The 26847-nt window shown below is 62.1% G+C and carries 24 protein-coding genes and 1 pseudogene; 6 read left to right on the plus strand and 19 right to left on the minus strand.

Annotation, left to right across the window (positions count from 1 at the left end; genetic code table 11):
- Nucleotides 1-346: 346 nt before the first annotated feature.
- The 10 genes and pseudogenes from tnpC to C0V82_RS03925 form a co-directional block, all read right to left on the minus strand.
- Nucleotides 347-1894, minus strand: a complete 1548-nt coding sequence (gene tnpC, locus C0V82_RS03890) for an IS66 family transposase (protein ID WP_102113218.1) — start codon at nt 1892-1894, stop codon at nt 347-349.
- Nucleotides 1895-1963: 69 nt separating this feature from the next.
- Nucleotides 1964-2317: an IS66 family insertion sequence element accessory protein TnpB gene (gene tnpB / locus C0V82_RS03895; protein ID WP_102111201.1), complete on the minus strand. Its 354-nt coding sequence runs from the start codon at nt 2315-2317 to the stop codon at nt 1964-1966.
- Nucleotides 2314-2694 carry an IS66-like element accessory protein TnpA gene (gene tnpA / locus C0V82_RS27895; protein ID WP_425438248.1) on the minus strand — a complete coding sequence of 127 codons (381 nt, stop codon included), beginning with the start codon at nt 2692-2694 and terminating at the stop codon, nt 2314-2316. Before tnpA (C0V82_RS27895) ends, tnpB begins: the two co-directional genes overlap by 4 nt.
- A 12-nt stretch (nt 2695-2706) precedes the next feature.
- Nucleotides 2707-2904: pseudogene (gene tnpA / locus C0V82_RS27900) on the minus strand (IS66 family insertion sequence element accessory protein TnpA); the annotation flags it as partial.
- Nucleotides 2905-2970: 66 nt separating this feature from the next.
- A complete protein-coding gene (locus tag C0V82_RS03905; protein ID WP_102111203.1) occupies nt 2971-3609 on the minus strand; it encodes a hypothetical protein in 639 nt (212 codons plus the stop codon).
- Between the two features lie 400 nt (nt 3610-4009).
- Nucleotides 4010-10648 (minus strand): hypothetical protein, encoded by a 6639-nt coding sequence (locus tag C0V82_RS03910; RefSeq protein WP_102111204.1) that lies wholly within the window; start codon nt 10646-10648, stop codon nt 4010-4012.
- 649 nt (nt 10649-11297) lie between these two features.
- Nucleotides 11298-12482 (minus strand): DUF4331 family protein, encoded by a 1185-nt coding sequence (locus C0V82_RS03915; RefSeq protein ID WP_102111205.1) that lies wholly within the window; start codon nt 12480-12482, stop codon nt 11298-11300.
- A gap of 11 nt (nt 12483-12493) precedes the next feature.
- On the minus strand, nt 12494-13285 hold the full coding sequence (locus C0V82_RS03920) for a DUF4198 domain-containing protein (protein WP_158659721.1): 792 nt from the start codon (nt 13283-13285) through the stop codon (nt 12494-12496).
- Between the two features lie 180 nt (nt 13286-13465).
- Nucleotides 13466-13615 (minus strand): hypothetical protein, encoded by a 150-nt coding sequence (locus tag C0V82_RS26735; RefSeq protein ID WP_158659722.1) that lies wholly within the window; start codon nt 13613-13615, stop codon nt 13466-13468.
- Nucleotides 13616-13679: 64 nt separating this feature from the next.
- Nucleotides 13680-14498, minus strand: a complete 819-nt coding sequence (locus C0V82_RS03925) for a helix-turn-helix transcriptional regulator (RefSeq protein ID WP_199772464.1) — start codon at nt 14496-14498, stop codon at nt 13680-13682.
- 248 nt (nt 14499-14746) lie between these two features.
- Between C0V82_RS03925 and C0V82_RS03930 the strand changes: the two genes are divergently transcribed.
- A complete protein-coding gene (locus tag C0V82_RS03930; protein WP_102111208.1) occupies nt 14747-15130 on the plus strand; it encodes a hypothetical protein in 384 nt (127 codons plus the stop codon).
- 122 nt (nt 15131-15252) lie between these two features.
- On the opposite strand, the gene ald is transcribed toward C0V82_RS03930, so the two are convergent.
- Nucleotides 15253-16362, minus strand: a complete 1110-nt coding sequence (ald, locus tag C0V82_RS03935; protein ID WP_102111209.1) for an alanine dehydrogenase — start codon at nt 16360-16362, stop codon at nt 15253-15255.
- 129 nt (nt 16363-16491) lie between these two features.
- Here ald and C0V82_RS03940 point away from each other — a divergent pair, with 129 nt between their 5' ends.
- Together C0V82_RS03940 and C0V82_RS03945 are read left to right on the plus strand one after the other, a co-directional pair.
- Nucleotides 16492-16962: an Lrp/AsnC family transcriptional regulator gene (locus C0V82_RS03940; protein WP_102111210.1), complete on the plus strand. Its 471-nt coding sequence runs from the start codon at nt 16492-16494 to the stop codon at nt 16960-16962.
- Nucleotides 16963-16973: 11 nt separating this feature from the next.
- Nucleotides 16974-17372, plus strand: coding sequence for an NUDIX hydrolase (locus tag C0V82_RS03945; protein ID WP_102111211.1), 399 nt, complete (start codon nt 16974-16976; stop codon nt 17370-17372).
- A 2-nt stretch (nt 17373-17374) separates the two neighbouring features.
- On the opposite strand, the gene C0V82_RS03950 is transcribed toward C0V82_RS03945, so the two are convergent.
- The 8 genes from C0V82_RS03950 to C0V82_RS03985 form a co-directional block, all read right to left on the minus strand.
- Nucleotides 17375-18439, minus strand: coding sequence for an energy transducer TonB (locus tag C0V82_RS03950; RefSeq protein ID WP_158659723.1), 1065 nt, complete (start codon nt 18437-18439; stop codon nt 17375-17377).
- A 134-nt stretch (nt 18440-18573) separates the two neighbouring features.
- Entirely contained in the window at nt 18574-19371 is a 798-nt protein-coding gene (tatC, locus tag C0V82_RS03955) for a twin-arginine translocase subunit TatC (RefSeq protein ID WP_245924142.1), read from the minus strand.
- On the minus strand, nt 19368-19880 hold the full coding sequence (gene tatB, locus C0V82_RS03960) for a Sec-independent protein translocase protein TatB (protein WP_102111213.1): 513 nt from the start codon (nt 19878-19880) through the stop codon (nt 19368-19370). Before tatB ends, tatC begins: the two co-directional genes overlap by 4 nt.
- Before the next feature lie 4 nt (nt 19881-19884).
- A complete protein-coding gene (locus C0V82_RS03965) occupies nt 19885-20106 on the minus strand; it encodes a Sec-independent protein translocase subunit TatA/TatB (protein ID WP_102111214.1) in 222 nt (73 codons plus the stop codon).
- A gap of 96 nt (nt 20107-20202) precedes the next feature.
- Nucleotides 20203-21426: an ABC transporter ATP-binding protein gene (locus C0V82_RS03970; protein WP_245924143.1), complete on the minus strand. Its 1224-nt coding sequence runs from the start codon at nt 21424-21426 to the stop codon at nt 20203-20205.
- A gap of 42 nt (nt 21427-21468) precedes the next feature.
- Nucleotides 21469-21861 (minus strand): DUF1850 domain-containing protein, encoded by a 393-nt coding sequence (locus tag C0V82_RS03975; RefSeq protein WP_245924144.1) that lies wholly within the window; start codon nt 21859-21861, stop codon nt 21469-21471.
- On the minus strand, nt 21861-23954 hold the full coding sequence (locus C0V82_RS03980) for a TRAP transporter permease (protein ID WP_102111215.1): 2094 nt from the start codon (nt 23952-23954) through the stop codon (nt 21861-21863). The genes C0V82_RS03975 and C0V82_RS03980 overlap by 1 nt, the downstream gene beginning before the upstream one ends.
- A gap of 196 nt (nt 23955-24150) precedes the next feature.
- The gene (locus C0V82_RS03985; protein ID WP_102111216.1) at nt 24151-25122 is read right to left on the minus strand and encodes a TAXI family TRAP transporter solute-binding subunit; all 972 of its coding nucleotides are present in this window, start codon (nt 25120-25122) and stop codon (nt 24151-24153) included.
- A gap of 193 nt (nt 25123-25315) precedes the next feature.
- On the opposite strand from C0V82_RS03985, the gene C0V82_RS03990 reads away from it, so the two are divergent.
- From C0V82_RS03990 to C0V82_RS04000, 3 genes are read left to right on the plus strand one after another with little or no spacing between them, the layout of a single operon-like run.
- Nucleotides 25316-25765 (plus strand): SRPBCC family protein, encoded by a 450-nt coding sequence (locus C0V82_RS03990; protein WP_102113222.1) that lies wholly within the window; start codon nt 25316-25318, stop codon nt 25763-25765.
- A 50-nt stretch (nt 25766-25815) separates the two neighbouring features.
- Nucleotides 25816-26142 carry an XdhC family protein gene (locus C0V82_RS03995; RefSeq protein WP_102111217.1) on the plus strand — a complete coding sequence of 109 codons (327 nt, stop codon included), beginning with the start codon at nt 25816-25818 and terminating at the stop codon, nt 26140-26142.
- Complete coding sequence (locus tag C0V82_RS04000; protein WP_102111218.1) at nt 26139-26846, plus strand: XdhC family protein; 708 nt, start codon at nt 26139-26141, stop codon at nt 26844-26846. Before C0V82_RS03995 ends, C0V82_RS04000 begins: the two co-directional genes overlap by 4 nt.
- The last annotated feature ends 1 nt before the right edge of the window (nt 26847 follow it).

Here is a 26847-nt window from a genome sequence, read left to right on the forward strand (position 1 = left end):
GCTCGCGGTATGGCACGCCCAGTATGCAAGAGTGTCCAGGGCTTGGTGGAAGGGTCGTGTGGCGTGGCGTCAAGAGACCGTCCACCCAGCTTCCTGCGCCACGAGCGGATTGGTGAAGCCGGGTCCTTGCTAAGGCCCTCGACGACTGGCAATTGTCTCCCACTTCGCCGGCATCATGGTTGGTCCAATGGTGACAACCTGTGACACGTTTCACAGATGGAAGTGCTGAGGCGCTGCGGTCGCTTCAGCGCCTGAATATGATTGTATCCCCGCTTCGGACGTGATGAGTCCTGCCGAAAAGCAGTGAAAACAAGAAAAGTGGTAAGCGTGGCGTGATCGCACTGGATCAGGTGTTGACGGTTGGCTTCCAGTTCCACGGGAGCAGGTCTTGGAGACGGTTGGCGGCATATCCGTTGACCATGCGCTCCAGGATGTCGCGGAGGTAGGCATAGGGCTCGACGCCGTTGAGTTTGCAGGTCTCGACGAGAGAGGCGATTACCGCCCATCGGTTGCCCCCGCCCTCGGAGCCCGAGAACAGGCTGTTCTTTCTGCCGATTGTCACCGGGCGGATCGTCCGTTCCACAGTGTTGGTGTCCATCTCCACCCGGCCGTCGCCCAGATAGACGCGCAGCCCGTCCCAGCGGGCGAGCGCGTATCGGATCGCCTCGGCCAGCTTGGCGCGTTGCGGCAGGCGGCGGAGTTCCTGCTCGAACCAAGCCTTGAGATCGTCGACCAGCGGCACGGCATGGGCCTGTCGGGCCTCTCGGCGTTCTGCCGCCGTCCGCCCCCGGATGCGCTCCTCAATGGCATAGAGCTGGGCGATGCGGTGCAGGGCTTCAGCCGCGATCGGCGATCCGTCCTGCGCCAGGTCGTAAAAACGGCGGCGTGCGTGGCTCCAGCAGGCCGCGAGCACGACCTGCCCACCGGTGGTCAGCCGCTCGAACCCGGCATAGCCGTCGACCTGGAGCACGCCCCGGAACCCCCGCAGATGGTCGGCAGGGCGCTCGCCTTTGCGGTCGGGGGTGTAGAAGTAGACCACGGCCGGCGGGTCCGGCCCCTGCCAGGGGCGGTCATCCCGGGCATAGGCCCAAAACCGGCCGATCTTCACCCGCCCGGCCCCGGGGTTCAGGGTCGGCATCGGCGTGTCGTCCGCGAACAGCTTAGGGGAGGCGAACACCGCCTTCGCCAACTCGGCATGCACCGCCTCCAACCACCAGCAACCCTGGCCGGCCCAGCCGGCCAGCACCGAGCGGTCGACCGGGAACCCATTGCGGGCCAGGATCTGGGCCTGCCGGTAGAACGGCAGGTGGTCGCAGTAGCGGCTGGTGAGGATATGGGCCAGCATCGCCGGTGTGGCCATGCCCTTGGCGATCGCCTTCTCCGGAGGGGGCGCTTGGTGCAGCGATCCGCAACCGCGACAGCCGTATTTCGGCCGGCGGATGCGCAGGACCCGGACCTGGGCGGGCACGTAGTCGATCATCTTGGAGATGGTCTCCCCGGCCGGATGCAGGGCGCCACCGCAACAGGGACAGACGGCCTCCGCGTCGATGTCCGCCGGCTCCAGGGTGATGTCGTGATGGGGCAGATGATCGGGCAGGTCCCGGCCGCGGCGCACCGGTTCGGCCTCCACCGGCTCCGGCGTGCGTGCGGCGATCTTGGTCTCGAGCTGGGCGATATCGGCCTCGAGCTCCTCCAGTCCCAACTCCAACTGGTCGCTATCGAGCCGTTCGGAGCGGCGGCCATAGAGTGTGCGCTGCATCTGCTGGAGCCGCAGGCGCAGCCGCTCCATCTCCACCAGATCGGCCTTCTGGCGCTCGACAATATCGGCGAGATCGCGCACCAGCTGCTGGAGCAGGACGGGATCGCCGGGCAGATTGTCGAGGTCGAGGCGCATGGTCGATTCTACCCCGGACATCGTCCATATTCCAGCCAAACCCCTGGCTTCCCTCATTTTTTCGGCCCGTTACCCGGCAACCGACGGGCCCCGCGCAGGCAAGGTCTGCCGCCATTCCAGCCCTTCGAGCAGCAGCGACAATTCCGCCGGCGTCAGCACCACACTGCCGCCCGGCGTGCGGGTCATTGGCCAAACGAACCGCCCCCGCTCCAGCCGCTTGGCAAACAGGCACATGCCGTTCTGGTCAGCGTAGAGGATTTTCAATCTTCCAGCACCTTTGCCTCGGAATATGTAGAGATGCCCGGCGAACGGGTCCTTGCCCAGGCTCTGCTGCACCATCAGCGCCAGCCCGTCGAACCCCCGGCGCATGTCGCAGGGCTCCAAGGCGAGATAGATCCGCACTCCGGCCGGAAGGGAGATCATCGCGGCCCCTCCAGAACCCCCAGCACCCCCAGCACCCGGCGCAGCGCGTCGGCGTCGACGTGCTGGTCAACCCGGAGCCGGAGCCCGCCGGCCAACTCGATCTCGATCAGCCCACCCCCTGTTGGCACCGGAGTCACCGCCGGGGGCGGGGTCGGCTCCCCGCGGGCCACCTCCACCGGTGCAAAGACGGGCAGCGGATCGGCCGGGCCGACCAGGCGGCGGCGCCAGCGGAACAGCAGACTGGGATCGACACCGCGCCGTCGGGCCACCAGCGATACGCTCATGCCCGGCTCGAAGGTCTCGGCGACGAGCCGCTGTTTCTCGGGTTCCGACCAGCGGCGCCGGTGGGGCGACGCCGTCAGCACCTCCATCACCATCGGAGCGCTCGCCGTCATAGGGACAGCACCAGGACCATCCCTATGACCCGGAGCGCTCTCCCCATCCGAAGCCGCCAGCCGGCGCGACCAGCGCCCCAGCGCCCACCGGCCGATCCCGTGCGCCGCGGCATAGTCAGCCAACGACGTTCCGCTTTGCCGCCACGCCGCGACGTGCGGCCGCCAAAAAGCCTCGCGATCCGATCTCGCCACCGCAAACCTCCGCTGATCATTGACCAGCGGAATATTTCATGAACCCGCGACCAGCAGTACGTGTCGTCAGAACCCGCTTACGAAAAGTGCCAGTATCAACAAGGTGATCGCCACAACGAGTGACACGATGAGTACCGTGACCGTCGTGATCAGCGGTGCCATCAACAACGATGCGGTTGCTGCCAAGGTGGCGTAGGCAAGACCGGAGATCATGCCAGACCGGGCTATCCCTGACACGAGATGGCATAGGGTTGTCGCAGTAAGGAAGAGAATGGCGACCAGTGGGCCCAGGTGTGTCGCGCCGAAATACGATAGTACCGTGCCTGGGATACTAATCACTGCCGCGCCGAAGAATACGAGGCGGCCCATATCCCAGGCACCGTTCCCATCCTCGCGCAGTATGATCCTGGCGGAACCGTAAGCAACCATCATGCCGACCAAAGCCAGAGCCGTGGCGTAGCCGAGCGTCCACCAGAAGCCTATAGTGTCTGTAGCCTGGACAATATAGGCCCGGACGCCGTCCACCCAGGTGCCGAAGTTAGCGTAACCGCTTGCAATGGCCCGCCCAATCGGCGCGAGTAGCCAATATGCACCGCCCAGCATCCAAGATGCGGCATCGCCAAGAAACCCGCTCACCGATTCATGAATCTCTACCGCGGTACTCTGCGTGCCTGACTGTTGAGACGAATTCGACATGTTACCCATATTTCTCCTGTACTCAGGTCCGGCACACTGTGGCTATCGTACGGTGACACGGTGTGACAGGTTTCTACAACTCGAGCATCGTGCGAGATCAGCCCGACCGGTCGCCAGCTGTGACACGTTTCACAGATGCTGCTACTGTGGCCGAGAGAGGCCACGTGCTATGGTGATAGCTCGCGTCGACCGCAAAGCGCCCCAGTATGGTTATTCCCATGGATAGCAGGGCGTATAAAGGGAGACCTTGTCGAATATGTCCAAAATCCGTCATCTTCTAACATTTTCTTCCACCTCGTGTGCCGGAACAGAATGAGCAATCATATGTGAAACACAACCGATTTTGGCGCTCCGTATTGCGCGGCGCGGGGAGCGAAGCGAGTAGAGCCCGGCCAGCGGAGCCGGTGCGCTACTGACGCTTCTTTCCGCGTGATCGCGCATTGCGCGTTGGTTTCTTATCCTGCGACAGCTCTTTGATGGCTCGAAGCCGTCTGGCGAAATTGTGTACGTCGTACTGACTGAGTTTCAACACGGCGTCTGCTTGCGCCGGCGTCGGCTCGATTGCGCGAACGTTGAGTTTTTTGTCTAAAACAGCAACAGTGAATGAGTGGGTAAATTTTCCTTCTTCGCCCGCTTCGTCGCTGTATCGTTTCTTCTCTTGATAGCGTTCGAGTTTGACCAGAACGATAAGGTCACGATCCAGATCCGTCAGAAGCTTCGATAGGAACGCGCGGTCGCAATAGAGTGCATGGCCGGTACGCCGCTTTGCGCTTTCGCCGTCGCCTTGCCAGCCGCCCCACGCATTGTATCGAAACGCTGTCGAACCACTCTTCTGTTGCCATGCATGCGACCAAGGCTCGGTCGCAGCAAGTTGGAAGTGTGCGATGACGGATGCTGCGGGCCGATAGATGGACAGCGCCGACGGAGCACCAAACGGATCGCGTTCATCCAAATTCTCCGACCGCTGGAGATGCGTAATCCATGGCTCACAAGGTTGCATCTCATCGCGACGGAAACGCGGATCTTCCTCGTCATGCGGCTCATGAAAGGGCAACCACATGTGAGACCCAGGTGATGTTGCAACGGCGAGGGCCGTCAACTCTGCTTGCTTAGGATCGACTAGGCTGGACATGATACTGCACTCCACCCCATCCGGCGAGTTCCACCGTGCTTGAACGGCAATGTCCTCTGGCAACTGTAGCCCTATGCCTGCAAGAGACAGCAGCAACGTATTGTCGGCAATTGGCAGATCTCGTTCCGCTTCATCCCCTACGCCCGTTCTCAGATCATTCGACGCAACCAGGGGATAGCGCCCGGTGCCATCAGATATCCAGTAACCGTCCTTGCGCGTGATGCGGTACTCTGACAGCCAATCCTGCCAGGGATTGTCATAATAGCTCTCATCCGTAACGGGACGCTCCAAAAGCAGGCGTCCTCCAACTAACGCCAGCGCATGCCAAGCAAGATAAGTGCCGTGCGATTGATACGCTTCCTCAGTTGGCCGATAATAGCCGCGCTGACTGTATGGTTTGTTCCTGCCGGAAAAGTCGTTCATCGATGTAACGCTGGGCGCCCATGCTCTAATCCATTCATGGCATAGGTCGTTGATCCGCCACTTCGGAAGCCCGAACACTCTGGCCAATTTGTCGATCTGGTATTTCTCGAAGTCATAGTCGAAGAAGAAGCGCGGCTCAGACTCTGGAACATCTTTTGGCCGCTCCCACGGAAAATCCCGGACGGCCTTGTTGCGCGTCTTGGCACGGGGAAACGGCGAAACGTTCACCTTACCGATCCGTGCCCGAAGCTTCATCGCGCTCGCATCACGTCGGCCCACGAGACAATGCCGCAAGGCCCCACATGCTGCCTCTCGAAGTCCGACATGCGGGAAGGTATCATCGAAGGCCACAGCTTCCAGGTCGGATTGAAAACGCAAGACTTCGGACGGACTATCTAGCGCGATGCGGGCTATAGCCAACAAAAACCATAGCTGTGCGTTCAGTTTGAAGAACGGGAGCGACCGGTCCTGAAACGCCCCGGCATCGGCAGCGCCGAACAGTGTGAACATCCGCGCGATGACGGACCAATGCCCATGCCTGGCCATCGCTTGAACTGCATGCGCTGCCCGCCAGCGTTCCTTGGCAACCGGTGACCCGAGTCCGAACCATAGCAACCCGGCGGCAACTTGGTCCGGGTCCGTTCCGGCATTCAGCTCTTCGCGCCAAGGTCCGTCGCCGATGTCGTCCGCAAGTCTTGCTGCACCACTGTCGAGTAGACGGGCAAGTGCATTACGTGGCGCGGCCTCATCGGCGCGTTTTGAGAGGATTGTGGCAGTGCTTAGCCATGTCATCGCCGCGGCATCGAGTTCTCTGGTCGTCGCTGCCTCGACCAGTGCGATGGCGAGTTCGTCAATCGGTGTGCCCGTCACCTCCGACAGTTTGTGGATGTCGGAAGCAAAGCCCCATTTCTTTCCAAGCAGGTCTTCGGCATGTTCGCGAACAAGTCGAAGACCGAAACCGGTCAGAGACGCCAGTTGCGTCGGCGAGTCTTTTGTCCACTCGTCCTTGACAGCTTGCATCAAGTCATTCTTTTCGGAGATCTTCAAATTTCGAGCCGATACGATAGCTTCCAAGTGCTTGGCCCGATCCGCATAGGCAACGCGATCACGTAGCGACTTATAAACTTGGGATTTGTTGACCTGCCAACCGGGCACAGCTTCCAATTTTTCCACAAAGCGCTCGAACGACGCAGCATCGGCTGGATCGGTAGCGGCCAATGCCTCTTTCAGCATGACTTGCCGGGCCGCCTCTTCTTTCTTACGACTAATATCCAGGCCGATGTGACTCGGCACGGATGGGCGGCTTTCGGTATCGGCTTTTCGCGGTAACGTGCTGCGCCGTTCGAAAGATTCAAGACGCTCGACAAACCTAGCAGCAATCTTCGGATCGGAATCGAAGGCTCTACGGAGTTCGTAAAGATAGTGGCTGGATAAGCGACCGGGGAATGAGCGCTCGTATTGATTGAGTGCTTCATGCAGAATCGCGTCAGTAGCACCTCGCTTTAGCAAGGCCTTGACGAGATCGTCCCAGCCCCAATGCCACACAGGCTGCGGATCAACCAGCCAAAGAAGTGACACGACCGACGACGGGCTCAATGCGCCGTCGTTCAGTAGATGTGTGAGTGCAGACGGCAATGTCAGGCTCAGATCAACTTTGTCGCGATCATGCCAGCGGGCAATCTGTGCAAGGTAGGCAGCACCCATGACCCGCGAAAAAGCCCTCGCCGTCAACGGCCAATGCCATCTATGCGAGTCATAGACATTGATCTCGCAAATCTTGGCAAGGCGAAGCGCCAGCGGCGGTGGCAAACCAGCGCCGCGCACGGTGGCCGCAAATTCCAAGAGTTCGTAGGTGAATTCGTAGTCGCCCGAGCCTATGGCGTCGAGTTCCTTCAATCCGCGTTTGAAGACCGATGCGGCTTCCGCGCGATTGGCGGGCAGAAGCGCGCGTGACAGTCGGGCGAACAATTGGCTGCGATATTGTACTTCGTCTTCGCGCTCAATTAATCGGACAGCCAACACGGCCAGACTCCCAGCAAGACTGTGACAGTCGCGCTGCTCCGCGAGCCGTTTGACAAATCCGATCACAATTTCGGGCGCCAGGATTTCGCATGCCTCCAAACAATCAGCCAATTTCTGGGCGGTGACCGCCGTGAGCAGATCGAGCGCTGTGAAGAGCTCGAGCGCGCATCGCATGTAGAGGGCATTTGCAAATCGCACCTGATCACGCGGTACATGCAAACCGCGTTCGCTGGTATTCGTCTGCTGCGTTCTCCATGCGTCAAGGAATGCAGAGCTCGCGACCTTCCTTTCACCGGGTTTTACAGCCGCGATCATGGTCGTAAGCTGTCTCACCAATGCAAGGAGAGGCACGATACCGCGAGAAATCCTTTCTGATACGTAATACCGCTCCGATGACGACAGTGTGCTTTTCTTCCGTCGTTCTTCGATTTCCGCCGTTGTGTTGTCCTTGGTCGTTTCCAGTTCCTTGAGGCGCTGATCCAACAATTCCCGCTGCGCCTTGTCCGTCGAAGGCCGTGGGGCGTCCTCGACCAACACCCAAAGTTCCTGTGGCAGACAGTCGAAGAAGTCGGCTACGCGCGTCTCGGTGACGCAACGGGCGGCGAGGCCAAGCGCGAACGGTACGAGCTGCTCGACATGCCACGCTTCACGCAGCAACCATATGCGATAACGTTCGGTTGCAGCGACCAGCAATGTCCCATTCAGTTCCCTCGCCATGCCGAGATTCGCCATTCGGATGGCGCACCGCATCAATGCCTTGCGGTATGTGTCGTCGTGCTGCCTGCTACTGAATTCCTCAGGGAGATCCTTGGCGGTACCCAGCTTTGCCGCCACCTTCTTCATCAACGACCGTGCTTGTGGCCTGGAAGCAAAGCTGGGAAAGTTCGCGAACGATGCGACAATCAATGCCGGAGGCACCTGAGCCAAGGAAACAACTCTAACCAGCGTCTTCGCAAGGTCAGGCAGGTTGCCGAATGCTTCGGTCGCCGCGCAATGTTCAAACAAGCGGTTTGCAATCAGGAACCCGTAGAAGGGCTTCCAGCGGGAGATGTACCTCGCAAGCTCCTGCGCTTTGCCCTTGGCGAACAGATAGAAGGCAATCGAGGCAAAATCGCTGTATTCGGGACCACCTGTCCGGCGTGTCTCCTCATCTTGTTGTTGGAGCCATCGGTGCCAGTCATCCGCCCTGACGGCATGCCCATATGCCTCCGGAGCATCGCCATCGGCGATATAGGCCGTCGCCAATCGAGCGTGACGTGTTCCGGGCCAGCCGGTGCGTGCTTCGAACAGACGCCGCAGCGCCTCGGGGTCGCCGAGACCGACCACGAGGTCAGGCTGTTCGAGCAGATAATCCTCTCCGCGCTCGTCAACGATCACGAGTGCGGCTAGCTCGACCAGGAGATCGACGGTGGCGCTGAAATCCTTATCCTTGGCGGCCGCTCCCACAGCCGTCCGCAGCCTATTGAGCCGAATAGCACGTTTTGCCAGATCGCTGTCGAGTTCAGCCGGGAATCGCGTGTCGAATGCTAGAGCACGCAGTTGATCGGTCCGTCCCATCGCAAAGAGCAGCGCAGGAAGAGACCGGGCCGCATAAACCGATGATCCCTGTGAGCTGGTCAAACGTGTCGCGACGTCTTCCAGCAGCGAGAGTTGTTGCCCGTAGGATTGCCGTACCAATGTTTCCGTCGGCTCGTCGCGGAAGATGAGCCCGTGGCGTGTACGCTCCAGAAGTGGCGAGAGGTCTGCTGCGAAGCTTTCCACTTCGGAACCAGCAATTCCGAAGGCTGCCGCTATTTCGTCGACCGGGACCGGAGGGGGAAGTACCGAAAGGGCGCAAAGAAACGCTGCAACTTCCTGGCGCGTGCTGCCCTTGTCGTCGGCCAGGCGTATCGCCTTCTCGATACGTTGGCGGATGAGATCGTTCAGATCAATAGCAGCGGCTCCGGTATCGACTTCGGCCAGGGATCGATCCGGTTCAATCAGATTGGCCATCACCCGGGGATTGCCGTTCGAACGGCGGTGAATGGCTTCGATCTGGGAGGTCGTGGCCTCTGGACGCCGCTTCTTGATAAAGGTCTGGCTTTCGGAGATCGAGAATGCGCTGAGCGCGAAATCCTTGCACTGGCTCCGGCCTATCGCCAGCGCACGGCGCTCGGGCCGCGCTGTCGCGATACACACGAGACCATCGACGGAGAGCGAAGGGTAAGACAAACTCTCAAGCAACATCTTCGGAAATGAGACCTCCCCCCGGTCGTGGGCCTCCATTGCGGCGTTGTCGGCGGCGTCGATGATGACAATCAGACGCGCCGCAGCGCGGATACGCCGCAGGGCCTCAATCGACTGTGAGAAACGCTTGAGACTCAGACGGACCACCTCTGTCGGATCGGTAGCGCCAGGAAGGATGGGATCGCACAGGCCACGACATGCGAGTTCATTGACGATGTGCATCAATCCCTGCTGTGGGCGATGCCGCACATCAAGCGGGGAACGGTAAGCGCCACCGCCAAAGCAATCGAATATGACCACTTCGTCGGTTTCGGCCAATCGAGTTGCAGCGCTCTGCAGGAAGACGGTTTTACCGACGCCGCCGGCGGCATGAACAATCCATAGGCTTGAGCTGGCCAGTCCATCGAGGAATTGGTGCAGTTGTTCGCGTTCGACGACCGGACCTGATTCAGCAAAAGCCTGCGGAGTGGGGAGGAGGTCGCGCTCGTGGGCAATCCCGAGTTCTGCCAGCACGTCGATCTTGGTGATGATGTTGTTGTGCTGACCGGCATAACCGGCCTTGTTGCGCACCAACTGCCGAAGCTCACCCAGCCTAGCGCGTGCAATGGCGTCACTCGAAGCCGACCAGTCGGCAATGATTCGCGCATTGCCCTTTTCGACTATACGCAGATCGCCACCTTGACCAAAGAGAGACAGCTTGGCCGCAAACACCTTGCGTTGTTCGCCACTCAAAGGAATCGTAGCTAAAAGATCGTCGTACTGTGCGCGGATCTTTTTATTCGACGGTACGGTCCCTTCTGCCAGAGAAGAGACGGCACAGATTAGTTCAGGACTGATGGGTCGATTAGTGTAGATCGTGTAAGAGACCTTACCTGCCACGTTCGACCGGTCAGGTCTTGATAAGAAGGACGCTTCTGATTTTGCAAATTTTTCAAGCGTCTTGGCAGCATCTGAGGCGAGAAAGTTGGTTGTCCTTTTTGCAATCGAGTATTTAAATTGTGCTATTTCAATGCGCGTCGCATCTCGGAAATTTGGCACCGAACCATAGTAAAAGGTAGCATCCGCGATTTCGATAGTCGCCTGACTGGCACTCATCTGGTCTTCAACAGACAGACCTTCCACAGCAATCCCGCATAGCTCGTCGCGCGGTAACAGCAACGCCAATGCGCGCCTCGCCAACCAAGCTTCGTGGTATTGGTGCCCATCCCGTGAGGCGCGTACTTTGTCGATAGCGCTATCTGTCATAGCTCTCCTTGTCCGTCCTCTTTCCGAGATCTAGGGCGAGGGCTGATCCGAAATCGCAAAACGTGTTTGGTCAATCAAGTAATAGCTGAAGTTGCGTATGGCTAGTGGTGCAAGCCAGTGGATGTCTGCTTTGAGATCGGGAATCAAATTGCAGATTTCTACCATCTACACGCATAAGCGGACTGTCCGCAACCGGTCCCACCTCAGTTGTACGGCGACGGCCAGCAGGGTATTCCACATATTGGCCAATAGACGGGGCTTATGCTGATGGGCCGACAAGGCCGGCCTACTGGTATCATGAGAACTCATCGAGCCGTATCAGCGGCTACCAGACGCCCGTCGAATTGTTAGAACGCTTGCTTTCGTCTTCGACGAAACGAGGGTGTGCCCTCGTGCTCCCCTTACGCCTTGCCAGCCACGAATTAAAATTCGAGTCTGACAAGGCGTCCAGTGTAAACATTTTGGACCAAAATTTGAGTTTTATTTACATTTTTATAGAATCAAACAGAGAAGAAATTATAATAATATATGGATATCAATGACTTGTGATATTGTTTACACTCATGTGGTGCACATAACCCTTTTGATCCAGGTCCTCGGTTGAATCAGATAAGGCGGCCCTTTCTCGGGGCCGCCTTTTTCATTTGTGTCAGGGAGGGGCCAGGAAGGGAAAGTCTGTGTCAGACGGTGGCTTTTCATCCCCATCGACCCCATCATCGATGCCGGTTTCCAGACCGGTGGACAGCAGCGAGCGGTAGATATCGACGGCATCCTGCCCCGGACTGCGCCCACCGCAATCCCCCGCCCGGTCCGTCCGTCCCGCCAGTGCGGCCAGTTCGACGGCAGCGAAATGGCGGCATTGGCCAGATGCTGAATTGATCCAAAGCCGGTCATCGGCCAGAAGAGCGGCCAGCCGGTCATAGCGCCGACCGGCCGATGCCGTGTCGCCGGTCAGCAGCGCATTGCCGCAGGTCCCGTCAAAGCCATCATAAAGGCCCAGATTGCGGGCAATCTCCGGGGCGAAGTCGGGCCAGTGTGCGGGAGCGACGGCATTATACGCCTCCTTCATGACATTGGCCTGATCCACCGGCTCCAGGGTGCCCAGAAGGGCATTGCCGGTCAGGGGCCGGCCCATGCGGTCAATCTGCCGATCTGCCCCCTTCGTCGCGGCCCAGACCGACAGGACCGGCCCGCCGGCATTGAGGACGGCCACATCGATGGACAGCACGATACTGGCCGGGGTCCAGCCTTTCAGGAAGTTCGTGGCGGGCCCGCCATCCACCTGCCGCCAGCGCTCCCTGATCGACGCTACCGTGGCCGCATCAAAGGCCGGGCAGCGATCCTTATCCGGGGTGGCGCCGACCCCCAATGCCGCCTGCGCCACGCGATAGGCATCGCGCGTCCCGCGTACATTGTTGAAGAACGGATCGTCACGCAGGCCGGCGAACATCCGGAACCGGCCATGGCGCGACACAATACCCGCCGCATCCCCGATCTGGCCCTGCGCCCGATCATCCCCGCCCAGGCGGCAGGCGCCCTCGTCCGGTTTGGGAAAACGGCAATAGACGCTGATCGATCGGGTAACCTCCCCAAACCGCATACCGCTGCCGATATGGAATTCATAGCCGATGTCCGGCGCGAATCCAAGGCCAACAATAGTTAGGGCGAGATTGAGCCGCCTGGTGTCCGCCGACATCCAGGCATAGAGATCGCCGATATCGCCACGCGGGTCGGCAATGACGGTCGGGCTGTCCAGATGGTCCGCGGCCCAGGCGCCCGATATCAGGGGCAGACACGATAACAAGGCGGCCAGGATCGATCGGTAACGCAGCATTTCTCTGATCCTTATTTGCCCGTCGCAAAGGACAGGCTGGCAAAACGGGTTTCAAAATCCGCGACAATCCCGTCGGGAATGGGCTTGGTCCACACCACCGACAGGAGCCAGCGCCCCTGACGCGAAATGGCGAAGCGGGCACGGCCCTGATGGTCCGTCACCTGCTGGTCAAGGGGCCTGCCATCTGCTGTCAGGTCGCTGAGCCGGACCTGGGCCCCGGCCAGGGCGACCCCATCGAACAGCACGCGCACGGGCAAGGCCTGCCCTTGTTTCAGCAGACCTGGATGGACCTCTGGCACGATTTCCAGGTTCAGGCCGGTTGCCTGCGTCACGATCCCGGCACTGCCGGGATGAAGCGGTCCCACCTGCAGGATGACCTTGGCCCGCCGGCAATAAATCTCCCTTCCTGGCCGGCCTTCCTGCCCCCGTTCACGGCGCCAGGCGATGGCTGGTGTCAGCCCCTCCTGTTGAAGGTAGGTGTTGAACCGGTCAGCGGGCAGGGCGATGGCGGCATGGTCGGTCTCCAGGGTCAGCAAATGCGTGCCCCGCTCCGTCAGTAACAAATGCATATCCGCAGCAACCCCGCCCAGCTCCAGGCCCGGCAATTGATCGCGGACACCACCGGGTCCCACGCTGCGCAGGGCCACGATGCGCCGTGCCTGAATGGGGGAGCGCTCCCGCGCCCCGTGATCGCCGACCCAGATCATGGCTGGTACCGTCTGCCCCGGCTCCGTCTGGAAAAGCGGCGGCTCAACCCAGAAATCATGTGCCTTTGCCGGCATCGACAGCACCAGGACCGCCAACAGCCATCCTGGCCATCCTTTGCGGCATGCAATCGGCAAAGCGCCGCCGTTCCCCGCCATGGCGTGGTTTCTCTTCTTCTTGAATTGTCAGGTTTGAGAAGGGAGGGCGGCAGGAACCGCGCTCGCCGGCCTGTCCTTCAGGCGATGTCAGAGCGTATTTCGGCTGACCAGCGAAATGCTCTAATCACCCTGGGCGGAGGCATGGGCCTCCTTCAGCTTGATCGCGCACTCGTCACAGCAGACTTCAACAATCCGCCCGCCCACCGTCACCTGGATCGGCTGTTCGTCCAGGTCACAGTCACAGGCGGCACAGGTCCTCTGGTTCATCATTCCCTCCCACGTCTCTGGTAAGGGGGATGAAGCCAGTTCCCGTAAACCGGCGCTGTCGAAATCTTTAGCGTTTAAGAACCGATTGCCGAAATTCCGTGGGCGACCGTCCATAGGCCTGACGGAAGGCCGCTGTGAAATGGCTGTGGCTGGAGAAACCCAGCTCCAGGCCCAGTGCCGTCAGGTCGTCATAGTCCGCCATCAGGTCCAGCGCCCGGGCCAAGCGCAGCCGCGTCTGGTAACGGTAGAGCGGCACCCCCTCCACCTCTCGGAACATCTGGGTCAGGTAGACGGGTGAACCGCCCGTCTCTGCCGCGATCTCGGCCAGGGTCCAGCGGCGGGAAAGGTCGGTCGATAGAACCAGTTTGACCCGGTCCACCAGCTTTTGCTGGCCCAGCCGCCCCTCAGCCAGATGGGCCGTACGCGGCCCCAGCGCGCGTTGCGCCAGGGTCAGGGCCAGGCTTTCCGCTTCCAACGGTTCGGCGATCCCTTGGATCAGGGAATAGCGCAGCATGGCGGTCAGCGCCTGGGCCCGCGGATCAATGCGCAGCCGGTGGCGCGTGAACCGCACCACCTCCCCCTGTTGCAACAGTCCCGGCGGTGGCAGTTCGCGCAGGACCGAGGGGTCGATGGTCAGATGAAGACTGGCATGCCCACCCGGCACCGGGTGGCTGAACCGTACCGGTACACCGGCATTCAGCAGCAGAACCTGATTGGGCTCCGCTACCACCCGTTCATCCCCGACATGGCATTCGAACAGCCCACGATAAGGCAGGACCAGCGTCGCCGCCGCCATCTCCTGGGCAACATCATGCCCGTGTCCGTCATGCACGGAGTCGATGACCTCAACCAGGGTGGTGGTCAGCAAGCGGGTAACCTGGAACAAGGGGCTGGCATCCGTTGGGAAGACAGGGGGGAGCTTACCCCTACGCTGCCAATGCCGCCATCCCCGGCATTCTGGGGCGGGTCCGGAGGCCCGGGCCATGCCGCCTGCACCGCGTCACCGGTATGCCAGCAATGACCAGGGCGGAATGGTTCTGTGGGCATCGTCACAGCCCCTGATCCTGCACTGCGTCATAACTCTTCCATGCCAAGGGGGCGACAAGCCCCATGCCAGTGCATGCGATGAGACCTATGATGAAGACCGTTCTGCCCATCGGCGCCCTTTTGCTGGCCGCCGTCCTGTCTGCCCCTGTCCATGCTGCGCCCGCCGATGATCTGGGCCTGCGTCTGGACCGCGTCTGCGTGTCCGTGCCGGCGCCCGGTCTTGATGGCAAGCCGGTGGAACAGCAGGCCCGGGCCATTGACGCCTATGCGACCGCCGTCGCGGACTATCAGGATTGCCTGCACCAGGAACTGCGCGCCTCGCGCGCCAGCCTGACCCAATCCGAACAGGCCATGATTGCGGGCCGGTTGAGCCGCAGCGCCTATGATCTGACATCTGTTCGCCTGGACTATGCCAGCGCCGTTCGCGCTGCGCGCGCGTCATCTGTCCAGGTGGCCGAACGCGCACCGTAATTCAGCTTTCCCACGCCTCTCCACAGGGGGCCATGGAAAAGGCCGGGTCCCGCGACAGGACCCGGCCTTCTTTCTTTCGGGGGCAGGGCGGTTCCGATGACCCGGAACCGCCCAGACTGACCTCAGCCCAGAACGCTGTCGGCGCTGACCACCGCGCCCAGATGGGCGATGCCGGGATACGTGAGCTGGCCTTTCGCGACGTTCAGGCCGTTGCGCAGATGCACGTCGTCCTTCAGGGCCTTGACCCAGCCCTTGTCGGCCAGGGCCAGCACGAATGGGGCCGTGGCATTGTTCAGGGCGAAGGTGGAGGTGCGGGCGACCGCACCCGGCATGTTGGCCACGCAGTAATGGATCACGCCATCAACCACATAGGTCGGGTCGGCATGGGTGGTGGCGTGGCTGGTTTCAAAGCAGCCGCCCTGATCAATGGCAACGTCAACCAGAACCGCACCCTTCTTCATGCGGGCAACCAGCTCGCGGCTGACAACCTTCGGGGCCTCGGCACCCGGCACCAGAACGGCGCCGATGACCAGATCGGCTTCCAGAACCGCCTGCTCAATGGTTTCGACATTGGCATAGACGGTGTTCAGGCGGCGGCCGAACTGCTGATCCAGCTGACGCAGCCGGTCCAGCGACTTATCCAGGACGGTGACATGGGCTTCCAGGCCCATGGCCATGCGGGCGGCATTGGTGCCGACCACACCGCCGCCGATGATGGCGACCTTGGCCGGGGGCGTGCCCGGCACGCCGCCCAGCAGGATGCCGATGCCGCCATAGGACTTTTCCAGGCAGTGCGCGCCGGCCTGGATGGACATGCGCCCGGCCACTTCCGACATCGGGGCCAGCAGGGGCAGGCCGCCATTGCGGTCGGTGACGGTTTCATAGGCGATGCAGATGGCGCCGCTTTCCTGAAGCAGCTTGGTCTGCTCCGGATCGGGTGCCAGATGCAGATAGGTGAACAGGACCTGGCCGGGGCGCAGCATCTTGCATTCGACCGGCTGCGGCTCCTTGACCTTCACGATCATGTCGGCGCGGGCGAAGATTTCTTCGGCGCTGTCGACGATGGTGGCGCCGGCGGCGACATACAGATCATCGGTCAGGCCGATGGCGGTGCCGGCGTCCTTCTGGACGATCACCTGATGGCCGTGGACCACCAGCTGACGCACATTGCCGGGGATCAGACCGACGCGATATTCGTGATTCTTGATCTCTTTCGGAACGCCGATGAGCATGTTTTTTCTCCCTGTTCGGATGTGAGGAGAGAATACGCCCGAACCCCACCGAATGTCCTTGCAAAGACCGGGTTCGGCATGGCCCTATTTCGACGTTTCGTGCACGAAATTCGGCATATGTGGTGGATTATGCGGCCAATCGACCTTGACGCCATTGATCGTAAGATTCTGATAAAGGTCCAGGCGGATGGCCGCATCTCGGTGGCCGACCTTGCCGACCATGTCGGGCTGTCGCCATCCGCCTGCCACCGCCGCCTGAAACGGCTGGAGGATGAAGGCGTGATCGAAGGCTATGTGGCGCTGGTCAGCCCAACCGCCCTGGGTCGCGGAACCTCCGTCTTCGTGCAGATCACGCTGGACCGGCAGCAGGATCAGGACCTGCGCGCGTTTGAGGCGAAGGTGATGGAATGCCCGGAGGTGATGGAATGCTATCTGATGGCTGGCGATGCCGATTTCATGCTGCGCGTCGTGGTCGCCGATGGCAGCGATTATGAACGCCTGCACACCCAGACCCTGACCCGCCTGCCCGGCGTGGCACGGGTGCGGTCCAGCTTCACATTGCGCACGGTGGCCAAACGCACCAGCGTACCGATGCGGTAGAGGATAATCTCATGACCATCATCCGTGTCGGCTGCGGCGCCTTCATCACCGACGATCAGGGCCACCTGCTGCTAGTCAAACGCCGCCGCAATCCGGAGGCGGACCATTGGGGCTTGCCCGGCGGCAAGGTTGATTTCCTGGAACCCGTGCCCGACACGATCCGCCGTGAAATCGCGGAGGAGTTGGGGGTGACCATCGAACTGACGGGGCTGCTCTGCGTCGTGGATCAGATCGATCCCGCCGGACCCAGCCATTGGGTCAACCCCGTCCACCGCGCCCGCATCGTGTCGGGGGAGCCCAGGGTGATGGAGCCGGACGCCATGTCGGACTGGGGCTGGTTCCCGCTCGACGCGCTGCCCTCACCGCTAACGATCTCTACCCGCACAGCCGTGGCGGCGGCGGGTGGGTAAGGTCACACATTTTCATCAATGATACGGAAGGTGCTGCCGGGCGTGCCGAAGATGCTGACGCTGCATTCGCCCCAACTGGCGGGGATGGTCCAGGTCACATCCGGTTCGGCCTTGGCGCTGAAGGTGCGGGCGTCACAGCGCGCCTCAACCCGATCCAACTGACCTTTGACATCCGTCAGCGAGATCGTGCGCCGGACAGGGCGATAACGCCATGATGGCTGCTCCGTGGAACAGATTTCCGGGCGGCATTCTGACGGGATGCGGCCATCGACACCGATCGGTGTTTCGTCCTCCACCGCCTTGCGCATGCGCTCCAGCGCCGATGTCAGAACCTTGTCTGCATCCTTATCCCCGAGATCCTTGATCGTCTCGGCGGCGTCGACCGCGTCACGATAGAGGTCCTGCGACAGGGCTAACCGCAAGGTCAGTCGCCGAACCCAGCCCTGTTCGCGGGGACCGAGGAACGTATCGCTGTATCGCACCTGCTGAAGATACAGGATGGCCAGATCGACCTTGCCGGCAATGGCCATCGCCTGTGCCCGGCGGCCCATGATGTGGACCATCTCATACAGGAACCGGCTATCTTTGCTGGCTTTGTCCAGTTCCGCCATGGCCTCGTCCGCCTTGCCTTGGTCCAGCAAGGTGTCAACGGCACGCAGCCGCCGGATGATCTCCGGGCCAGCGCCAGGATTGGCGGATTCAAGTCGAAAATAGAAGCGCTGGGACTGGTTGCGCGCTTCCACAGGCATACCATCGCGGCTTGCCGGCTCGAACTGGCACCCCTCCAGCCATTTGGCGGTATGCTTGGCAAAATCGCCACGACCCATCTGATAATCGACGGTCACATTCTGGGCCTTGCCATCGGCGGTCACATCGAACCGCAGATCGACCCACCCTTCGGTCCAGTTATCGCGCTCCTTCAACGGGTAAGCCGGAAGGTCGCGCCCGCATTCGCTGCGTTTCGGGGGAGTATAGGTTCCCTGCTTTACTGCGGGCTGTGCCTGGACGGAAACACCGGCAATGACAGTACAGATCGACGCAATGCCGCCAAGACGCCGCAAGCCCATGCTCCCCCCCGTGTTTCGTCGGGATATTGGCATCCCGACCGCGCACCAGAACCGTGGAAACTAGGTATATCAGCCAGCGGTGAATTGCCAGACACTGCGTGTTTTCTACTTAGAATAAGGATCGGGCAGCTTGGTTACACCGCCGCCGCATCCTTCGCCGCCCGTGCCTTCTCAATACGCCGCGCCATGAACACCGACACTTCGTACAAAAGCAGCAGCGGGATAGCCAAGCCAACCTGGCTGATCACGTCAGGCGGGGTCAGGATGGCGGCGGCCACAAAGATGATGACAATGGCATAGCGCCGCTTGGCCGCCAGCCCGTCCGCCGTCACCAGCCCGACGCGCGCCAACAGGGTCAGCAGCACCGGCAACTGAAACGCCAGACCAAAGGCGAAGATCAGCGCCATGATCAGCGACAGGTAATCTGCCACACGCGTTTCCGCCTGCACAGCCAGCGTCGTGGCCGTCGCTTCTGCCTCAAAGCTGAAGAAGAATTTCAACGCCATGGGCATGATGAAGAAATAGACCAGCGACGCGCCCAGCGTGAACAGCACCGGTGTGGCCACCAGGAACGGCACGAAGGCCTTGCGCTCATGCTTGTAAAGGCCCGGCGCCACGAACTTATAGATTTGCGTGGCGATGATGGGGAAGGCGACCATGGCACCGGCCCAGAAGGCCACCTTCACCTGCGTCAGGAAGAATTCCTGCGGGGCGGTGAAGATCATCCGCCGTTCCGCGGCCTTGGCGCCCAGCGCCTGCACCAGCGGGTGCATCAGGAACTGATAGATATGGTCGGCGACCGCAAAGCAGGCCAGAAACGCCACGATCAGCGCCCCCCCGCTCCACATCAACCGGTTGCGCAGCTCGATCAGATGGTCAAGCAGCGGCATCTTGCCGGCGTCCAGCTCATCCTGTTCGATCGGTTCGCTCAAGGCGTCTTATCCTTGGTGGGTTCCACGGGGACCGCCGTTGCGGCCGCAGCGGCGCTGACGGCATCGGGGGCGGCGGTGCCGGTCTGTGCTGGCACAGGGGCCGGGACAGGTACCGGCGGGATGGCTGCACTGGCCATGTCGGCCACGTCTTCTCCGCTGGCATCGGCCTTGTGGGCAGCGGGCTTGTCATCCGTCTTGGCGGTCTGGGCCGGGCTGGTAAAATCCTCGACAGCCAGCGTTTTGCGCACACCGCCATCGGGATCAATGCTCTTTTCCAGCTCGTCCGTCAGGTTGAACTCGCGGGCCTTCTGGACCTGCTGGCGCAATTCGTCCAGTTCGGCCTGACGCACCATGTCATCGACATTGTTCTGGAACTCCCGCGCCATGGCGCGGGCACGGGCCATCCATTTACCCATCGTGCTCAACGCCTTGGGTAAATCCTTCGGACCGATGACGATCAACGCCACCACCCCGATCACAAGCAGTTCGGACCAGCCGATATCAAACATGGTGTCAGGCCTTGGGCGTTTCGTCGGGCTTGGCGGGCGGAACGGCGGGGGGAACCGGATCGGTCTTCACCTCGTCCTCGGCCTTGGCACCATCAGACAGGTTGGATTTGAAGTTGCGGATCCCCTGACCCAGGTCGCCCATCACCTTCGGCAGCTTACCCGCCCCGAAAATGACCATGACGATCACCAGGATAATCAGGATCTCCCAAACGCCCAAACCACCCATGTCTCAACTCCGCCTGCAAAGGGGCCGCCGCCCCGTACCATCGGAAAGGCGCGGGATCATGGCAGAAAGGCCCCGTGGCCGCAATCGCGCCACCACTCACATCTTTTCAAATACAAAGGCCTGGCGGGGTTCCAGCGTTACGCTGACATGGCTGCCATCCTCGGGCAGGAAATGGCCGGGGGCGCGGGCATGCAGGTGGTGCGGCCGACCGTCGCGGTCGCTGACGCAAAGATGCACCAGACTGGTGCGGCCCAGCAGGCGTGACGCCTCCACCCGTGCCAGATTGGGCACGCCCACGCCATCGCCGTCGGCCGCCATGGTCAGGCGCAGCGCTTCGGGCCGGATCAGCACATCGACCGCCACACCCTCATCCAGATGCGGCACCGTCAGGCACCCGACCGGCGTATCGACCCGCCCCTGGCGCACAATGCCCGTCAACTGGTTGACCTCGCCAAAGAAGCTGGCGGCAAAGGCATCCACCGGCTTGGTATAGAGTGCGGTCGGCGACCCCACCTGCACCAGCCTGCCGTCCCGCAGCAGGGCGATGCGGTCAGCCAGGAACATGGCTTCCTCAGGGTCATGGGTGACGATCATGGTCGCCGCCCCGCTGCGCTTCAGCACATGCAGCGTCTCGTCACGCACACTCTCCCGCAGCCTTGTATCCAGGCCGGAAAACGGCTCATCCAGCAACAGTACCGCCGGGCGCGGGGCCATGGCACGGGCCAGCGCCACCCGCTGCTGCTGCCCGCCGGACAGGGCGTGCGGGAAGGCTTTGATGAACCCCTCCATGCCCACCTGTTCCAGGGCTGACATGGCCCGCTCATCCCGCTCGCCGGCGGGCAGACGGTTGAGGCCGAAACGCACATTGTCCAGAACGTTCAAGTGCGGGAACAGGGCATAATCCTGGAACACCAGCCCGATGCCGCGACGTTCGGGTGGCAGGGACGATCCCGGCTGCGCAATGGTCTGCCCTGCAATGGCGACGCTGCCCTCCTGGATGGTCTCCAACCCGGCGGCCAGCCGCAGCAGGGTGGACTTGCCACACCCGGACGGCCCCACCAGACAGACGATTTCTCCGGGAGAGATCGACAGCGACACATCGCTCAACGCCTGCTTGGCGCCGTAACGGTGGCTGACCTTGTCCAGCGAGAGCGAAGGCAGGGGCAGGGGGGCATGACGGGGGGCGGCCATGTCCAGCGGCGGGCAACCTGCCTTCTGGTTCCGCCCGGCCGCATCCCGGATCATCACATCATTGATCGTCGTATCCATTCGGGGGCCGACGCCTTCCACCTTGTCCCACGACCCGGCAGGGTCACGCATCTTTCATACTTAGGATGCCGGACATTCCTTTGCAAACCGTTATTAGTTGCGTGTCGGACATGCGACCAAACGTACCGGCCCGTCATTGTCCTGGCCCAGCCATTGGCGAAGCGGCGCGCACCGTCCCGGAATGCAGATCGCATGATCCCCGCCGAAGTGACTGCCGGCCAGCACCAGTTCGGGTAGGGGGGCTATCGTTGGGCGACTGACCCACCAGCCATCGACCAATCTGGCATCCGGCCCCGGCTCCATGCCCACCCCGCTGCCCTTGACGCGCGACGTCTCAAGGATCAGGCCCCGATCACTGACCCGATATTCCTCCCGCCACTCCACCTTCTCAATGGAATGGGTCCAGGACAGGGTGAAGTGATCGGCGGGCACCGTCACGGGCGGCTGCATCCCGGCGATCAGGCACAGGGCCAGCAGCCCCGCCATCAGGCGGCAGCCCCCGCCATCTGCCGGCCACGCCAGACCTGCCGCCCCAGGAACAGGGCTGCCAGCGCGAACCCCGCCTCATCCGTCATCGGCATGGCCAGGACCAGCAGAACCGCCGCCGCAAAGGCCCAGACCATCTCCCAAACGCGCAGCTTGGTCTTGTAATGCCCGACCGTGACGATGCCCAGCAGACCGATGCCCAGCAGCGCCTTCACCACCATATAGGCCGTGTCCAGCCCGTCACCCGATTGCAGCATCAGGGCCGGGTCGAACACGGCCATGAACGGCACCAGATATCCGGCGATGCCTATACGGGTGGCCAGCCAGGCAATCTCCATATGCCCGGCCCGCGCGATGGGTGACGCGGCCAGTGCTGCCAGCGCCACGGGCGGCGTCAGATCGGCCATGATCCCGAAATAAAAGCAGAACATGTGGCTGACGATCAGCGGCACACCGAGCTGCTGCAACGCCGGCGCCGCGATGGAGGCGGTGATGATATAATTGGCCGTGGTCGGCAGCCCGGTGCCCAGGATGATGCAGGCGACCATGGTCAGGAACAGGGCCAGCAGCAGATTGCCGCCCGACAGTTCCACAATGATCCCGGCCAGCCCGGACGCCAGCCCCGTCAGCGTCAGCATGCCGATGAGAATGCCAACCAGGGCGCAGGCAATACCCACCGCCACCGCCGCCCGCGCCCCATCGGCCAGCGCCTCCATCAGTGCCGTCAGCAATCCGCGTCCCGACTTGAACAGAAAACAGGGCAGGGCCAGCAGGCCGATGACCACCATGGCCATCTGTTCGGTCCGCAACCCCACCTGCGTCAGGCCCCAGGCCCCCAGGCCAAGCCCCACCCAGAACGCCATGCGCAGCGCCACCGGGCCCATCTGCGCCACCAGAGCCAAGCCCATCATCAGCACGACCGTGCCTGCAATCCCCACCACCCCGGCAAATAGCGGCGTCCGCCCGGACAGCAGCAGGGTGACCAGCGCCACCAGCGGCAACAACAAATGCCAGCCCCGGCGCAGCGACGGCCACAGCTTCGGGCATTCCGCCTCCGGCAGCCCGCGCAGGCCGGCACGCGCCGCCTCCAGATGCGCCATCCAATAGGCGGAGACGAAATAGAGGATGGCCGGGATGGCCGCCGCCTTGCACACTTCCAGATAGGACACACCCAACGTCTCAGCCATGATGAAGGCGGCGGCCCCCATCACCGGCGGCATGATCTGCCCGCCCATGCTGGCCGTGGCTTCCAGGGCGCCCGCGAATTTCGCGGAATAGCCGAAGCGCTTCATCATGGGGATGGTGAACTGCCCCGTGGTCAAGACATTGGCCACGCCCGACCCGTTCACCATGCCCATGAAGCCCGACGACACCACCGCCACCTTGGCCGCCCCGCCCAGCCGCCGCCCGACCAGCGCCATGGACAGGTCATTGAACAGGCCGATAACCCCGGCCTTCTCCAGAAACGCCCCGAACAGGATGAACAGGAAGATGAAGGTTGAGGAAACGAAGGTCGGCGTGCCGTAAATCCCCTCGGTGGAGAAGTGCAGCTGCTCGATCACCTGCTCCATCTCGTACCCGCGATGGGCCAGGATATCGGGCATGTACGGGCCCAACATGGCATAGGGCACGAAGATCAGGCAGAGCGCCGGCAGGCCCCAACCCATGATCCGCCGCGCAGCCTCTGCCACCAGCAGCGTATCTAAGGCTCCCACCCACAGGTCCAGATTGGTGGGCGTGCCCGACCGCAGGATCAAATCATGCTCGAACACCCAGTGGTAAAGCCCCAGCAGGAAGGCCAACCCGCCCAGCAGCCAGTCATAGGCCGGTACCTTCTCCCGCCGCATCCCGTCCCGCGCACCGATCAGCAAGAACGCCATCAGCAGCAGAAACCCCACATGCACCGACCGCACGACCAGGCTGGACAAGGGATTGAAGGTCGCGGTCCAGAGCTGGAACAGCGCAAACGCCACGCCGATGACAAAGATAACCTTGCGGTCCCCCCGGCTCAGCCGCGCGATGGCCGATGTCGGATCATCCTTCTCCACCGCCCGGCGGATAGCCTCTTCATCAATGTCGGGGGTGTGGGGCATGCGGAGGGCCTGTATAGTTTGATGTGAGGAACACTTCCCCTTCGTCCTCCCGGCGAAAGCCGGGACCCAGCGTAAGCAGCGATAGCTGCGACATGACTCATGTCGGCGCTAACCGCGCCTTGACACTGGGTCCCGGCTTTCGCCGGGATGACGAAGGTGGGAGGCGTAACAGGATCGAAAACCGTTACCGCCCCCCTCACAACAACCCCTTCTCCTGATAAAACCGCTTCGCCCCCGGATGCAGGGGGGCAAACTCCGCCGCCGCGTCCTTGGACAGGGCGATCTGCTTGGCCGCCGCATGGGCTGATTTCATCGCCTCCAAATTCTCGAACATCAGCTTGGTCATCTGGTACGCCGCCTCGTCCGGCAGGCCGGCATGGGTGGCCAGGGCATTGCCCGTCACCACCGTCGGCACATCCGCTGTCTGGCCGTTATAGGTGTTGGCGGGGATAACGGCGGAGCGGTAGACCGCCTCGCCAATCTTCGCCACCGTTTCCGCCGGCACCGGCACGACCGTGATCTCAATGGCGCTGGCCAGATCGCGCAGTGACGCCACGCCCAGACCGGCGGACTGTAAGGTGGCGTCAATCTGCTGGTTCTTCATCAGATCAACGCTTTCTGCGAACGGCAGATACTCAACCTTGGCAAAATCGGCATAGGACAGCCCCGCCGCCTTCACCACAGCACGCGCGTTGATCTCCGTTCCCGATTTCGGCGCCCCCACCGAAATGCGTTTGCCCTTCAGGTCGGCCAGGGTCTTGATGCCCGACGCCTTCGACGCCACGATCTGGATATAGTTGGGATAGATCACGGCCAGGCTGCGCAGCTTGTCCAGCGGCTTTGCAAACCCCACCTCGGCATCGCCGCGCACGGCCTGGACCAGCGTATCGGTCTGGGTAAAGGCAATCTCGCCGCGCCCGGCCTGCAACAGGTTCAGGTTCTCCGCCGATGCCTTGGTGGCCTGGACCGTGAATTTCGTGTCCGGCATGGCCTTGCCATAGATCTGCGACAGGGCCACGCCCAGCGGGTAATAAACCCCGCTGGTCCCGCCGGTCAGGATGGTGACAAAGCGCGGGGCCTGCGCCCATGCCGGAAGGGCGCCCCCCACCGCAGCCGTGATGCCGCCCAGTCCCAGAATGCCGAATTGCCGCCGGTTCAACCCGTTCATGAACCATCCTCCCATTGTTTGTTGCTGCTGACCGTTCGCCGGTGCGCCAGGGCCTGTCCACGGCCCTTTTCTTGATTATTGATCTTTCAGAAAATTCCGGTCACACGCAATGCGCTTCATGCCGGATTTTCCTTTCGGCCCCGCTTTGTGGCAGGCTGCGGCGCCCTGGTTTGAATTTTGTGGGAACAACCCGATGGATATGGAAGGCGAATACGCCATCCCGGCCCCGCGCGCCCTCGTCTGGGACGCATTGAACGATACAGAAACCCTGCGCCGCTGCATTCCGGGGTGCGAGGAACTGCTGCGCGATGATGACACGACCCTGTCGGCCAAGCTGAAGCTGAAAATCGGCCCGGTCAGCGCCAAATTCGCGGGCCGTGTCACCCTGTCGGATATTGACGCCCCCAATGGCTACCGCATCACGGGCGAAGGGCAGGGCGGGGCCGCCGGCTTTGGCAAGGGCGGGGCGGTGGTCAGCCTGACCGATGGTCCCGACGGCACCACCATCCTGCGCTACAAGGCCGAGGCCACCGTTGGCGGCAAGCTGGCGCAACTGGGCGCCCGCCTGATCCAGGGCACCGCTGCCAAACTGGCTGACGAATTTTTCGCCGCCTTTGCCGCCGCCCTGACCCCGGCCGACTGATAATCGCCGCCGGCATCCCCATATCCGGCTGATCCCAACTGGAACGTTCCATGATCCGTGACGATAACGAAGCCATCTTGAACCAGGCCGCCCTGTGGCGTGATGCCGGGCAATCCGTGGCCCTGGCCCATGTCATCGCCACCTGGGGTTCCGCCCCACGCCCCGTGGGCAGTCTGATGGCCGTCTCTGCCAGCGGCGCCATGGCGGGGTCCGTCTCTGGCGGCTGTGTCGAAGGGGCTGTGGTGATGGAGGCGGGCAAGGTCCTGGCCGATGGCGAACCGCGTTTCCTGTCCTTCGGGATCAGCAATGAAATGGCCTGGGAAGTGGGTCTGGCCTGCGGCGGCAAGCTGGAAGTGTATGTGGAGCCGATCCAATGAAGGCCCGGATTTTTGACGCGCTGCGCGCCGCCCTGGCCGATCGCTGCGCCGTGGCCCTGGTCACCGATCTCGGGTCGGGCCTGCAGACGCTGGTCGATGCGGACGGGCGGCAGAGGGGCGATGTGGCGCTGGAGGATGAATTCCTGCCGCAGGTGCTGGACGCCATCCGAGAAAGCCGCAGCGGCACCGTGGAATTCTATGATGGCCGCTTCTTCATCAATGTCCACCCGCCCGCCAACCGCCTGCTGATCGTGGGGGCCGTGCATCTGGCCCAGGCTTTGGCGCCCGCCGCCCGTCTGGCCGGGCTGGATGTCACCGTGATCGACCCGCGCGCCGCCTTCGCGACGCCCGACCGGTTCCCCGATACCACCCTCGTCACCGACTGGCCGGATGAGGCTTTGGCAACCCTGCGCCCCGATGCCCGTACCGCCATTGTCGCCCTGACCCATGACCCGAAATTCGATGATCCGGCCCTGATCGCGGCCCTGGGCAGTGATGCCTTCTATGTCGGTGTGCTGGGCGGCAGGAAGAACCAGGCGGCCCGTCTGGAAAGGCTGCGCGGGCAGGGGGTGACGGAGGCACAGCTTGCCCGCATCCATGGCCCTGTCGGTCTGGATATCGGGGCCGTCACGCCCGCCGAGATCGCGGTCTCTATCCTGGCCGATATCATCCTGGCCCTGCGCGGCCAAAAGTGGAAGGCATAGG

Origin of the sequence: Niveispirillum cyanobacteriorum (genome assembly GCF_002868735.1) — a bacterium.
In the GTDB taxonomy this organism is placed as follows: Bacteria; Pseudomonadota; Alphaproteobacteria; order Azospirillales; family Azospirillaceae; genus Niveispirillum; species Niveispirillum cyanobacteriorum.